The sequence below is a fragment of the Frankia sp. BMG5.23 genome (genome assembly GCF_000685765.2).
Classification (GTDB): domain Bacteria; phylum Actinomycetota; class Actinomycetes; order Frankiales; family Frankiaceae; genus Frankia; species Frankia casuarinae.
Genome location: NZ_JDWE01000025.1, coordinates 40,215 through 52,601 on the forward strand (window position 1 = coordinate 40,215; position 12,387 = coordinate 52,601).

10 protein-coding genes are annotated in these 12,387 nt (G+C 71.0%); 5 read left to right on the forward strand and 5 right to left on the reverse strand.

From position 1 onward, the window contains the following. Positions 1–643: 643 nt before the first annotated feature. Both BMG523DRAFT_RS13115 and BMG523DRAFT_RS13120 read left to right on the forward strand, forming a co-directional pair. Positions 644–1,573, forward strand: coding sequence for a DMT family transporter (locus tag BMG523DRAFT_RS13115; protein ID WP_011437287.1), 930 nt, complete (start codon positions 644–646; stop codon positions 1,571–1,573). A 268-nt stretch (positions 1,574–1,841) separates the two neighbouring features. Next, positions 1,842–3,407 carry an FAD-dependent oxidoreductase gene (locus BMG523DRAFT_RS13120; RefSeq protein WP_011437288.1) on the forward strand — a complete coding sequence of 522 codons (1,566 nt, stop codon included), beginning with the start codon at positions 1,842–1,844 and terminating at the stop codon, positions 3,405–3,407. A 42-nt stretch (positions 3,408–3,449) separates the two neighbouring features. On the opposite strand, the gene BMG523DRAFT_RS13125 is transcribed toward BMG523DRAFT_RS13120, so the two are convergent. The 3 genes from BMG523DRAFT_RS13125 to BMG523DRAFT_RS13135 all read right to left on the reverse strand — a co-directional run bounded on the left by BMG523DRAFT_RS13125 (position 3,450) and on the right by BMG523DRAFT_RS13135 (position 6,598). Continuing rightward, positions 3,450–4,415, reverse strand: coding sequence for an AIM24 family protein (locus BMG523DRAFT_RS13125; RefSeq protein ID WP_083494825.1), 966 nt, complete (start codon positions 4,413–4,415; stop codon positions 3,450–3,452). An 84-nt stretch (positions 4,416–4,499) separates the two neighbouring features. Then, the gene (locus tag BMG523DRAFT_RS13130) at positions 4,500–5,177 is read right to left on the reverse strand and encodes an AIM24 family protein (protein WP_011437290.1); all 678 of its coding nucleotides are present in this window, start codon (positions 5,175–5,177) and stop codon (positions 4,500–4,502) included. Positions 5,178–5,239: 62 nt separating this feature from the next. After that, the gene (locus tag BMG523DRAFT_RS13135; protein WP_035912209.1) at positions 5,240–6,598 is read right to left on the reverse strand and encodes a TerD family protein; all 1,359 of its coding nucleotides are present in this window, start codon (positions 6,596–6,598) and stop codon (positions 5,240–5,242) included. A 287-nt stretch (positions 6,599–6,885) separates the two neighbouring features. Here BMG523DRAFT_RS13135 and BMG523DRAFT_RS13140 point away from each other — a divergent pair, with 287 nt between their 5' ends. Next, the gene (locus tag BMG523DRAFT_RS13140) at positions 6,886–7,875 is read left to right on the forward strand and encodes an aldo/keto reductase (protein ID WP_011437292.1); all 990 of its coding nucleotides are present in this window, start codon (positions 6,886–6,888) and stop codon (positions 7,873–7,875) included. 119 nt (positions 7,876–7,994) lie between these two features. Here the strand turns inward: BMG523DRAFT_RS13140 and BMG523DRAFT_RS13145 are convergent, their stop codons facing one another. Then, positions 7,995–8,570 carry a hypothetical protein gene (locus BMG523DRAFT_RS13145; RefSeq protein WP_035733167.1) on the reverse strand — a complete coding sequence of 192 codons (576 nt, stop codon included), beginning with the start codon at positions 8,568–8,570 and terminating at the stop codon, positions 7,995–7,997. Positions 8,571–8,793: 223 nt separating this feature from the next. Here BMG523DRAFT_RS13145 and BMG523DRAFT_RS13150 point away from each other — a divergent pair, with 223 nt between their 5' ends. Beyond that, the gene (locus BMG523DRAFT_RS13150) at positions 8,794–9,573 is read left to right on the forward strand and encodes a sporulation protein (RefSeq protein ID WP_043591288.1); all 780 of its coding nucleotides are present in this window, start codon (positions 8,794–8,796) and stop codon (positions 9,571–9,573) included. A 58-nt stretch (positions 9,574–9,631) separates the two neighbouring features. Continuing rightward, positions 9,632–10,057, forward strand: a complete 426-nt coding sequence (locus tag BMG523DRAFT_RS13155; protein ID WP_011437295.1) for a GNAT family N-acetyltransferase — start codon at positions 9,632–9,634, stop codon at positions 10,055–10,057. A gap of 106 nt (positions 10,058–10,163) precedes the next feature. Here the strand turns inward: BMG523DRAFT_RS13155 and BMG523DRAFT_RS13160 are convergent, their stop codons facing one another. Next, positions 10,164–12,293 carry a prolyl oligopeptidase family serine peptidase gene (locus BMG523DRAFT_RS13160; RefSeq protein WP_043591290.1) on the reverse strand — a complete coding sequence of 710 codons (2,130 nt, stop codon included), beginning with the start codon at positions 12,291–12,293 and terminating at the stop codon, positions 10,164–10,166. Positions 12,294–12,387: the final 94 nt, after the last annotated feature.

The window sequence follows — 12,387 nt, forward strand, 5'->3', positions numbered from 1 at the left end:
CGGTGGTCACAAAAAAAATTGCATCGCCGCCATGCCGCGTCAAGCAGGCAGCCGTCCACCCGGCCCGTGTCGGACCCTACCGGTCGCCGACGGAAATCTTTTTCACATGGCAGACGAAAACGGCTCGCGCAGGCGTTTCTAATTCAGCCCCGTGGTAATCGTCTCGATGCCGCGCACGACGCCGCGCACGACGCCGGTGGTGTCGCTGCCGCCATGGGCGTGGAACGCGTACGGCCGGTCGGCCGTACGCCGCGCTCCCGTCGGTCTGGAGCGATCCCGCTTCCGTGGACCGGGGGTGTGAGACGGCTACGCCGAGGCCCGGCGAGCAGGACGTTCCCGCTCGGATCACACCGGCGCCCACCAGCCGGGATACATCACATCCGGTTCCCCGGGCCGGTACATTACGGCCATCGTGTCCAACATGCGCGGTCCAGGCGATGCGCCGCGGCGGCTCGACCGGCCGCTCGGCGGCGTACACCCGGTCCCGGCGGTCCCGGCGGTCCCGCTGTCTCCGACGCTCCCCGACGAGGCACCCAGCCCGATGAGTACGCCCGCGCGGGGCGGCCGCCATCCCGCCGGCGCGTCCGGCCGCCCGCCGGCAGCCGCCCCGCGGGCCGGCTCCGCCTGACGGACCGAACGATCCGTGTTGCTCTTCATCCCGCTGGCCCTGTGCGCCGCGTTCCTGCTCGCGTCGTCCGCGGCTCTGCAACAACGCGCCGCCGGACGCAGCCGGTTCGCCGCCCGTGACGACCGGACGCACGCGCTGCCCGGAATGGGGCATCTGGTCGACCTGGCACGCGAACCGATGTGGCTGCTGGGCTGGCTGACAAACGTCGCCGGGTTCTTCACCCAGGCGCTCGCCCTACACCTTGGTTCCCTCGCCGAGGTGCAGCCCCTCATGGTCACCCAGTTACTGTTCGCGCTCCCGCTGGGCCTGGTCCGCACCCATCTACGGATGGCGCGGGGAGCATGGTGGGCGGTGGCATCGATCTGCGCAGGCCTCGCGCTGCTCCTCACGGTCCAGGGACGCCTACCCGCCCATGCTCCCCTGGACGAATACCGGCTGGCGCTGACCATCCTCGCGATCATTGCCCTCGCGGCGACGCTGACGGTCTTCTCCCGCGGCCGGCGACCAGCAATGCGTGCGGCGATGCTCGGAGTCGGCGCCGGGCTGTTCTTCGCGCTGAGCGCCCTGCTGATGAAGCAGGCCACCGACGAGACCCTGAACGAGGGGATCGCTACCACCGCGACCCACTGGTTCGCCTACGCCCTGTGCGGAGTCACGATGGCCAGCCTCGTATTCGGGCAGATGGCGTTCGCCGTGGGTCCGCTCGCGCCGACCGTCACCGCCATGAACATCACCAATCCGACGGTCTCCTACACTCTCGCCGTGCTCGTCTTCGGGGTACCCGCCCCGGACACCCCCGGGGTTATCACGGGTGTCACGGTGGCGGCTCTGCTGGTCGTGGGCGGGGTCGTCCTGCTCGCCCGCTCGCCCGCCCTGCCACGCCCCACCCGTCGCCTGCCTGACGTCTCTCGCCACGATGCCCCCGCCCCGATGCCCCCCTCCTGATGCCCCCCTCCTGGCGGGCGACGAGGTCGAACTGTTACCGGTACTCGCGGAAGTCCAGCCTCCGGCCATCGAATGGTTCGCGCTGGAAGGGCTGCACCTGACGAGCGGGAGTCTCAGCGCCTGGCGACGGCAGGTTCGATCATCTCCTCGGCGGGGCAGGACGTCCGGGCAGGATGACGGGGACGACGGGCTCCGGGGACCGCCGCGGTCGCTCCGCCTGGTGGCGGCCGACGCGGGGCAGGCCCGGGGCGGGATCCGGGGAGCTGGCATGGGAACATCATCCGCACCGTTGCGCTGGACCACCCGATGCGTCATCGCGGGCGGTGGGCCGGCGGGGATGATGCTCGGTCTGTTGCTGGCCCGCGCAGGGGTGGACGTCATCGTGCTGGAAAAGCACGATGATTTTGCCCGTGACTTCCGCGGTGACACGATTCACCCGTCCACGATGGCAGTGATGGCGGAGCTGGGCCTGCTGACGGACTTCCTTCGCATCCCGCACACCCGGGCCGCCACGCTGGCTTTGGATATGGCGGGCCGGCGCCGGACCGTTGTGGACTTCCGGCACCTGCGGACGCCCTGCCCGTTCATCGCCCTGATGCCCCAATGGGACTTTCTCACGTTTCTGGCCGAGCGGGCCGGTGCCTATCCGACGTTCCGCCTGGCGATGAGCACCGAGGCGACCGACCTGGTCCGGGCGAATGGACGGGTCGTGGGCGTGCGCGCGGCCGGCCCCCTCGGGGAGGTCGAGATCCGGGCGGATCTGACGGTGGCCGCCGACGGCCGGCACTCGACCCTGCGGTCCCGTGCCGGCCTGCCGGTGCGGGAGCGCGGCGCTCCCTTCGACGTCCTCTGGTTCCGGCTGCCGAAAGACATGGGTGACAGGTCCGCGAGCGGCCGCCGGGCGGCGAGGGACGGGAACGGGAACGAGGAGGGGAACGGGCGTGGGGAGGAGAAGGGGAACGAGCGTGGGGAGGAGGGAAACGGGGACGGATTCACCCTGGCGCACCTCCGCAAGGGCCACGCCCTGATCACCCTGGATCGACGCGACTACTGGCAGTGCGGCATGGTGGTCCGGAAGGGGTCGGCGCAGCGGCAGCCAAGGACGGCCGGCGGGCTGGCGGCGTTCCGTGCGCAGATCACCACCGCGGCGCCGGCGCTGTCCGGTGCCGTTGACGACCTCACCGACTGGGACCAGGTGAAGACCCTGGTGGTGCAGGTCGACCGGCTTCGCCGATGGTTCCAGCCGGGTCTGCTCTGCATCGGCGACGCCGCCCACGCGATGTCCCCGGCGGGCGGCGTCGGGGTGAACTACGCCGTCCAGGACGCGGTGGCGACGGCGAACCTGATGGCCGTGACGCTGCGGGCCGGGCCACCCGAGCCGGCCGAGCTGCGGCGGGTGCAGCGCCGGCGGACCTGGCCGGTCGTGCTCATGCAGATGATCCAGGTCCGGCAGGGCGCCTTCCTGGTACGCCTGTTGGGTGACGACGAGCGGCCAGCGCACGGCGGCAGCCCGTCGCGCCAGGTCGCGCGTGCCCCCCTGACGAACGCGACGACGAACGCGACGGCAAGGACGATGACGGGGGCGGTGCGGGCCGGGATGTCCAACCTGGTGACGGCCATGATGTCCTATGGGGTGACCGCCACGGCGGCGCCGCGGATCGGGCGGGTGCTCGGGCGGGTACTCGGGCGGCTACTCGGGCGAGTCATCGGCATCGGATTTCGGCCCGAACACGTCCGCACCCCCGACGTGTTCGCCGAGGATGCCGGATACACCAAGAATGCCGGATACGCCAAGAATGCCGGATACGCCGAGGGCGTCGAGCGGGCGAGATGACCCCCCACGCCTCGCCGCCCGTCCGTCGCAGGCGGTGTCGCCTCAGCGGTTACCGAACAGACCGCCTAGGCCGCCACCGCCGAAACCGCCGCCTGGGCCGTGACCACCGTGACCGCCGTGCTGGTTGCCCTGGAACCCGCCCTGGCCGAGGCCGAACTGTCCGGCGAGACCGGCACCCGCGAGCGCGTTGTACGGCGGAAGTAGCTCGCAGGGCTGCACGATGACGAAGCCCTCGCCGGTGAACTGCATCTGCCAGCTCTCCCCGGTGTTCCCCCGGGGTCGCCACACGGCCGAGGACGTCACCGCCGCCTGCATCGAGACCTGCAGGCTCGATGACCAGCCGACGACCGCGTCGGCGTCCGCGAAGTAGTAGTTCTGATGCGTTACGTGCATGACCAGCGGCGCCCCGGACGTGCAGACAGCGACCCGGCCGTTGCCGCGCAGCTCGACCTGGTAGCTCCCGACACCGGCGATGCCGACCTGGCTGTCCACCCGCACCAGGTCCCAGGTCAGGTCGGCGTTGAAGGCGAGCACGTTCTTGCCGTCGACGGTGAGCCCATCACCGACCAGGTCGAGGATGTGGATGTCCTGCGCCTGGTTGGCGAGGAAGACCGAACCCGATCCGGAGACCTGCATGAGGTTCAGGCCCTCGCCGCCGCTGAAGAAGCTGTGGAAACGCGAGCCCCAGCCCTCCCAGTGCGCGTCGAAGTTCGCGGCACCCTGGTAGGCGACCATCGCGCCCTTGCGGGCATAGAACTCCCGCATCCCGCGGGCGCCAAGCGTCGCCTTGAGCATCTTGCCGTTCTGCAGGGAAAACGGCTCGTCCGAGGGACGCTCGGGATTGTCCAGGAGACTGCTGCGGATGCCGCCGGCCGGCCCACCGGAGCCACCGGGAGGTGTCCCCTGGCCCGGCGGATAGCCCTGGCCCGGCGGATAGCCCGGACCACCGCCGGGATAGTTGCCCTGCGGACCACTCGGGTGGCCGCCGTACATCCCGCCCTGCGTCATGTCGCCGTCCCCGTCCTCTCCGCGGTGCGCTCCGCCGTCCGGCGCCGGTACCCGGCCGCCCGCCCCCACCGTGCCATCGCGGCCTCAGCCCCGCACCGAGAAGGTCGGCCGCTCGTCCTCGCTCGGTTGCACGACGACGAACCCCTGGCCGGAAAAGCCGAGCTGGAACGCCTCCCCGGAGCCGCGCCCGATGAGCCCGCCGAGCCGGGCGGTGCGCCGGGGCTCGACGCGCAGCCCATCGGTGTAGGCGACGAGGGCGTCGGTGTCGACGTAGGTCGACGCCTCCCGGGTGTCGAGCACGATCGGACTGCCCTTGGCGGTCAGCGCCACCCAGCCGTGCCCACGCACCACCACGTTGAACATCCCCATTCCGGACAGCATGGTGATGCCGCGGACCCGCTCGATGCTCCACTGCAGCCCGGCGTCGAAGGCCAGGATGTTCTTGCCGTTGACCGAGAGTCCCTCGCCGGCAAGCTGCGCGACGATGACCTCCTTGCCGTAGTCCGCGAGGTACAGCAGCCCCTGGCCGGTCGCCGTCATGAGCGGAACGCCCTCACCCGTCGCCCAGGAGGAGGCGATCCGGCCGAGCTGCGGCGGCTGCGGATTGAAGTCGATCAACCCCTCGTAGGCGATCATTGACCCGACCCGGGCGAAGAGATCCTGGCCCGGGTTCATGACCACCTTGGCGATCTTCGAGCCGTGCCTGCTCATCCGTTCCATGATCGGAGTTGGTCCGTAGTGCTGGATCAGGCTGCCCTGCACGGCCCGCTCCTCTCCCCCGGCGGTCCTCCCGCCAGGCGCGCTTCCCGGATGGTCGACACGCCTCAGACCTCGTACGGCTGGACGACGATGAAGTGCCCCGCGAACCCCATGAACTGCAGAGCCAGTGCCTCGCCGCTACCGCCGGCGTAGATCTGCCGGGAGATCCGGACCTGAGTGGACACGCTGACCCGCATGCCGGTGGTCCAGGCGACGAGGGCGTTCATGTCCGCGAAGGTCGGGCCCTGCACGGTGAGGGTCATCGGAGACCCCTTGGTCATGACGACCACCGAACCCGGCCCGGAGACCTCGAAGTGGAAGAACCCCCCGCCGGGGATGCCGGGGCTCTCGATCCGACGCACCTCGGTGCGCACGGTGGCGTCCATCGCCAGCAGGTTCTTCGCGTTGACGCAGAGGGAGGAGCTGCCGAGCTCGACGATGTGCAGGTCCGCGGCGTCCTGGGCAAGGAAGACCTCACCCGAGCCCTTGCAGGTCATCAGCTTGAGGCTCTGGCCGGTCAGCTTGCCCTCGATGAGACCGCGCAGCCCGCTGCTCTTGTAGTCGAACTCGACGCTGCCCTGGTAGGCGACCATCGACCCGCGCAGCGCCAACGCGTCCGGACCGAGGGTGACCTTGACCAGCTTGCCGTTCTGCTGGGTCCACCGACCGGCGGTCGGCACCTCACGGTAGGGATCCAGGCTGTTCATCGCCCCGGGCAGGGTGGGTCGCGCCTGCGACGGCAGGATCTCGGGTCCGCCGAACGCGCCGGTCGGCGGCATCCCACCCGGCATGCCGGTGGCGGGCATCCCACCCGCGAAGCCCATGGGCGGCGGTGCAGCGAGCGGAGCGCCGAAACCGGGAGCGCCGAAACCGGGAGCGGGGGCCGGCTGCGGCGCCTCGTCGGCGACCTCACCACCGTAAGAGCGGATGAGCTCGGCCAGTCCCCCCTGGAACCCCTGGCCCACGGCGGCGATCCGCCACACACCCTTGCGGTAGATGTCGGCGATCATCACGGCGCGCTCGCTGGTGAAGTCGGCGCCGGTGAAGGAGTAGCGCAGCACCTCGGTTCCCGCGACGACGACCCGCAGGTACCCCGACGAGATAGCCGAGGCGCTACCGGCACCGTCGAGGGCGGCGCAGAACGACAGCCGGCCGATCGAGGCGGGCACCTGGTCGAGGGTGACCCGGAACGCCTGACTGTCGCCGGCCTGCGGCCCGAGGAGCTGGATGGACTTTTCCGGCGACGCCGGCTGGTTGAAGAAGACGAAGTAGCGGTCGTCGGTGAGGCGATCGGCGCCGTCCAGGCCGAAGCAGGAGATGTCCCACTCCCCCGGCGCATTGATCTGGATCCCGACGTACAGGTCGGTGCCCGGGGTGATCGTCGACAGCTGCGCCTTCTGCCCTCGACTGAACTGGGTGACCAACACGCTCCCTCCACCTGGCATTCCGTGCCGGACCGGCGCAACCATGACCTACCGGCGTTACCGTGCCCAACCGGCCAGCCAGCACCCGCCCGCATCCGCACGAACCGGACTGCCGGCAACCTAGCAGCTGCCGGAGAGTACAGCCGAACACGTCGGCGCCGGGAACGCTGTCGATCCCCGGACAAGACGATTCGCGGACAGGACGATTCGACGACGACACCGGCATCGGAGCGGCTACCGGTGAGGCTCCTCTCGCGCTCCGACATGGTCGGGCGTTCACTGGACAGATGCGCTACGTCGAGGGCATCACGACAGCCAGCGGTAAGAAGATATCCAAGATCGGCCTCGGAACCTGGCAGTTCGGGTCCAGGGAGTGGGGGTACGGGGCGAGCTACGCCGACACCGAGGCCGGGCGCATCGTGCGCCGGGCCCTCGAACTCGGGGTGACGCTGTTCGACTCCGCCGAGATCTACGGGATGGGACGCAGCGAACGCATCCTCGGCTCGGCGCTGGCCGGGATCCCGGACGCGCTGGACCGGGCGTACGTGGCGACGAAGGTGTTCCCCGTGCTCCCGCTGGCTCCGATCGTCGAGCAGCGGGCGGTCGCGAGCGCGAACCGGCTCGGGGTGCACCGCATCGACCTGTATCAGGTCCACCAGCCCAATCCGGTGATCAGGGACGGCCAGACGATGCGCGGGATGGCGGCGCTGCGCGCCGTCGGCCTCGTCGGGGACGTCGGGGTCAGCAACTACTCGCTGACCCGCTGGCAGGACGCCGAGGCGGCGCTCGGCGCGCCCATCCTGTCCAACCAGGTCGAGTACAGCCTGGTTCGGCGCAGGCGGGGCGAGGAGCTGCTGGCGTTCGCCGCCCGGGAGTCCCGGATCGTGATCGCCTGGAGCCCGCTGAGCCAGGGGCTGCTCTCGGGCCGCTACGACGTCACGAACCGCCCGACCGGGCGGATCCGCGCGATAAACCCGCTGTTCCTCACCGAGAATCTGGCCCGCGCCACCCCGCTGCTCGACGTCCTACGCGAGGTCGCCGCCACGCACGACGCCACCCCCGCCCAGATCGCGCTGGCCTGGGCGATCCATCATCCGTCGGTCGTCGCGATCCCGGGGGCGTCCAGCGTCGCCCAGGTGGAGAACAACGCCGCCGCGGCCGACATCACGCTCACCGAGGACGAGTACGGCACGTTGACCGCAGCCGCGCAACGCTTCGAACCGCTCGCCGGCACGTCGGCCTTCGCCGCGCTGGCCGCGGAACGGCTCCACCGCTGACCGCTGTCCGGCCAGTCCGAGGCGCCCGGCCAGTCCGAGGCGCCCGGCCAGTCCGAGGCGCCCGGTCAGTCCGAGGCGCCCGGTCAGTCCGAGGCGCCCGGTCAGTCCGAGGCGCCCGGTCAGTCCGAGGCGTCGTAGGTGGTCACGTCGTCGGAGGAGATGTCGTCGGAGGAGATGATGTGGAACGGCGGGCACACCCCGGTCGAGTGGTGGGCCGCGGCCTCCAGCGCCATCCGGACCCGCTGTTTCGGGTCGAGGCCCCGGGTGCTGTGCAGCGAGCCGCAGGCGTACTCGTCGCCGCTGCCGACCGCATAGTAGTTGTCCGCGCTGCGGCCGATCTGGTAGTCCGAGTCGATGCGGTAGAGGTGTCCGCGGAGGCCGACCAGGAACAGCCCGCCGCTCTCATTGCCGGAGTCGTTGCGGGCGAAGCCGCCGTCACGCAGGCAGTCCCGGACCACCGCGATGAAGTCCGTCGCCATGAACCGATCGAGATCCCAGTCCTGCGGGACCGGGGGCACGAGGCTGTAGCGGAGCAGCTGGCCCATCCGGAACGAATCAGTGAACCCCATAATGAACTCACTGTTACGAAACACCTTGGTATCCGCACGGACAGTGATAGACCAGCCAGCGACACCGGCGCTGTCCCCACCGATCACGACCCGGCCGTCCTGCTGTACCCCGACGATGCAGGTCACGAAGCGGAATGGTACCGGTTCGCCCCGAAGCCGGACGCCGTACCCCATCCGCGTCACCAGCCCGTTGACACGCTCCGCCCGTTGACACGCTCCGCCCGCTGTCACCCGCCCCGCCCGCTGTCACCCTGCCGACCCGGGAGCCGTTCCGGCGGTCCGGTCGTCAGGCGGATGTGAGAACGTGTCCTGCGCACACACGAGAACGGAAGCGGAGGACGGGCACACCATGGGGATGAAGCGGTTCATGTCGCGGCTCGGCGTGGGCGGGGCCGCGGTCGAGACCGTGCTGGACCGTCCGGAAACCCTGCCGGGCCAGGTCGTGACCGGTCTGACCACCGTCACCGGCGGCAAGGTCGAGCAGAAGATCGAGAAGGTCCTCGTCGCGCTCGAGGCGACCGTCGAGGTCGAGACCGACGACTCGACCTGGCACGAGCAGGTCACCTTCGGTACCCAGCAGATCGGTGGCGGCTTCACTATCCACCCGGAGCAGCAGATCAGCGGCCGCTTCGAGCTGCCCGTGCCGTGGCAGACCCCGATCACCGACATCGGCGGGTGGCATCTGCACGGGATGAAGATCGGGGTGCGGACCAAGCTGGCCATCCCCGGGGCGGTGGACCCGGGTGACCTCGACGCGGTGAACGTGCACCCGCTGCCCGTCCAGGAGGCGGTGCTCGCCGCCCTCGGTGACCTCGGCTTCCACTTCAAGTCCGCCAACGTCGAGAAGGGCCGCCTACACGGCTCCGACCTGCCCTTCTACCAGGAGATCGAGCTGAAGCCGTCGGGCGAGTACGCCCGGCGCATCTCCGAACTGGAGGTCACCTTCCTCGTCGACGGCTCCGGGGTGGACGTCGTCCTGGAGGCCGACCGCCGCGGTGGGCTGCTGTCCTCCGGCGGCGACGAGCTCAGCCGGTTCCGGCTCGGCCACCACGACACCGACCGGCACCAGCTCGCCGGGCTGCTCCACCAGCAGCTGGAGCACCTGGGCCGCCGCCGCGGCTGGTTCTGAGCGCTCTACCCGTCCGGGGGACGTCGGCTCACCTGGTGAAGCTGCAAGAATACGGTATGTGAAGATCGAGGAGCTGGAGGCGGATCGTACCTGGCTGGCGTTCGACCCCATGCGGCAGCTTCGGCCGCACCTGACCTCCACCGGGTTCGTCAAGCTCGTCAACGAGGTCCAGCGCCCCGAGGGCTACCGCCTGGTCGCGTCATGGGACGGGGAGCTGGGACGGGTGGTCGCGGCGGTCGGATTCCGGCAGGTGACCTCGCTCGCCTACGGGCGGCATCTGGTCATCGACGATCTGTCCACGATCCTGGCGGCGCGGGGGCGGGGGCACGCCACCCGGCTGCTCGCCTGGAGTGAACGGGAGGCGCGCCGGCTCGGCTGCGAACATATCCATCTCGACGCCGGCACCCACCGCTACGAGGCGCACCGGCTCTACCTGCGAACCGGCTTCACGATCGCGGCCTTCCACTTCACCCGCCGACTCTGAGGTCCCTCCGCAGTCCCTCCCCCGGCCGTCAGCCGTCCGGCGGTCAGGGGACAGGGGGTCAGGGGACAGGGGGTCAGGGGGGCAAGGGGACAAGGGGGTCAGGGGGTCAGGGGGTCAGCAGCCGGGGGGTCAGCCAGTCGACGACCGCTCGGACGAACGACCTGCGGTGGCGCAGATCCGCGATCTCGTGCCCCTCGCCGGGAAAGAGCAGGTAACGGCAGTCGACGCCGCGAGCGAGGGCCGCGGCGACCGTCTGCTCCGCCTCGATCACCGGGACGTTGGTGTCGTTCTCCCCATGCACGACGAGCAACGGCGCGGCGAGGGCGCTCATCCGGTGCAGCGGGGACAGCGCCCGCAGCAACGCCGGCTCGGTGCGTGGATCACCGTACTTGGTGACCGCGGACGCGGCGATCCACGGCTCGGTGTACTGATAGAAGCTCTCCAGATCAACCATCCCGCAGACGTCTACCCCGACCCGGAACAGCTCCGGGAAGTGGACCATCGCCGCCAGCGTCAGATAGCCGCCGTAGGAGCGGCCGGCGACGCCGATCCGGTCCGGGTCAGCCAGGCCCGTCGCGACCAGATGCGCCACGCAGCTGCGGACGTCGGCGATGCCGCCGAACCGACGATGGGTGTGATCGGCCTCCTCGAACGACCGGCCGAATCCGGTGGAGCCGCGCACGTTCGGCGCGAACACCGCGATCCCCCGGGCGAGCACGGCCTGGAACAGCGGGTTGTAGACGGGACGCTCCTGCGCCTCCGGGCCGCCGTGCAGGTGGAGCAGGGTCGGGACCGGTCCTCGCGGGCCGTGCGGGCGGTACCACCAACCGGACAGTTCCCGGCCGTCGTGGGCCGGCAGGGCGCACGGCACCGGACGGACCAGCCGCGGGTGGTCACCGGTGCGGGGCCCGGGGATCCCGGGTACACGCGCCGGCGCGGATAGCCCGGATGGCATGGATGGCCCGGATGGCCCGGATGGCCCGGATGGCCCCGGGCTGTCGGATCCCAGGCCGTCAACGTCGATGTTCAGGACGACCCGCGGTCCCGGGATGGTCACTGCCTCGACGGGAGCGTGCGAGATCAGCCGACGGTAGCCGGCGGATGGCGCGGTGAGATCCCAGGTCCAGATCTCCCCCGGCCTGGTGGCACCATCCAGGGCAAGCACGAGCTTCCGCCCCCCGGGCCGGACGAGCACGCCGGTGACGACGTCGCGGGGAAGCGGCGGCAGCGTCAGTGACCGTCCGGTGGGCAGATCGACCAGCGCGAGCTCGCTGCGCCCGCCCACGTTCCAGACGACGACCGCCCGATCCGGATCGAGCAGGGCGAACCGCTCCAGATCGGCGTCATCCCGGGCGGCGAGGACCCGCGGCCCGCCGGTCGGATCGCCCGTGGGGTCGACGGGGACGTCGAACAACGCGGCCCGGTCCCGCCCGATGTCGCACAGCAGCAGCAGGCGACGGCCGTCGGCGACGAACCGACCGGTCACGGTGGTCGCCGTCCCGCCGGGCACCTGCCATGACCCGCCGATCCCCTCCCTGGCTGCGATCCCCTCCCTGGCTGCGATCATGGTGTCGACCACGAGCACCCGCCGGACGCCACGGGGGCCCTCCCGCAGCAGCAGGCGGTACCCGCCACCGGCCGGGCCCCGCCCCGGACCGCCGCTCCCCGTCCCGTCCGGCGCGGGGTCGGGGAGAACGACGACGTCGCACACCTGCAGCGCCACTCCGGCGGCGAGGCGGGTCCGTCGCCCGTCGGAGTCGATCAGCACCGCGGCGGTGCGGCCGGACGGATCGGAGCGGTCGGACTCGGTCACGACGAGGCCGTGGCCGTCGTCGGTCCAGCGGGCTGGGGTGGCGGCCCGCCTCCCGCCGCCGGCCAGGTGGCGCAGGTCACCGCCGTCCGCCCGGACGGTCCGGACCTCGGTGAGCTCCCCGCCGCCCGGCGCGACGTGGACGGCGATCCGGTCGTCGGTCGGCGACCACAGGACCGCCCGGACATGACCGGGGCCGGTGTCAACCGGGCGCTCCCGGCCATCCGGGTCCCGGATCCACAGCGCGGGGGCGCCGCCGCGATCGCCGACGAAGGCGAGCCGACCATGCGGGCCGGTACTCGGTGCGCGACAGCTCGCCGCCGCGACCCAGGCGTCGGACAGATCGCCGGGACGCCCGGAGTCGACGGTGTGCGCCACCACCGGCCGTCCCACCACCGGCTGCGCCACCACCGCGGGTCGGATCATGTCACTCCAAGGGATCATGCGACTCGGTCGTGCGATGTACGTGGGTCGTGCGATGTACGTGGGTCGTGCGATGTACGTGGGTCGTGCGATGTAC

Coding starts and splice junctions, on each gene's coding strand:
- BMG523DRAFT_RS13160 (WP_043591290.1), bottom strand. CDS start 12,293: ATGATCCGACCCGCGGTGGTGGCGCAGCCGGTGGTGGGACGGCCGGTG.
- BMG523DRAFT_RS13150 (WP_043591288.1), top strand. CDS start 8,794: ATGGGGATGAAGCGGTTCATGTCGCGGCTCGGCGTGGGCGGGGCCGCG.
- BMG523DRAFT_RS13120 (WP_011437288.1), top strand. CDS start 1,842: ATGGGAACATCATCCGCACCGTTGCGCTGGACCACCCGATGCGTCATC.
- BMG523DRAFT_RS13125 (WP_083494825.1), bottom strand. CDS start 4,415: ATGACGCAGGGCGGGATGTACGGCGGCCACCCGAGTGGTCCGCAGGGC.
- BMG523DRAFT_RS13140 (WP_011437292.1), top strand. CDS start 6,886: ATGCGCTACGTCGAGGGCATCACGACAGCCAGCGGTAAGAAGATATCC.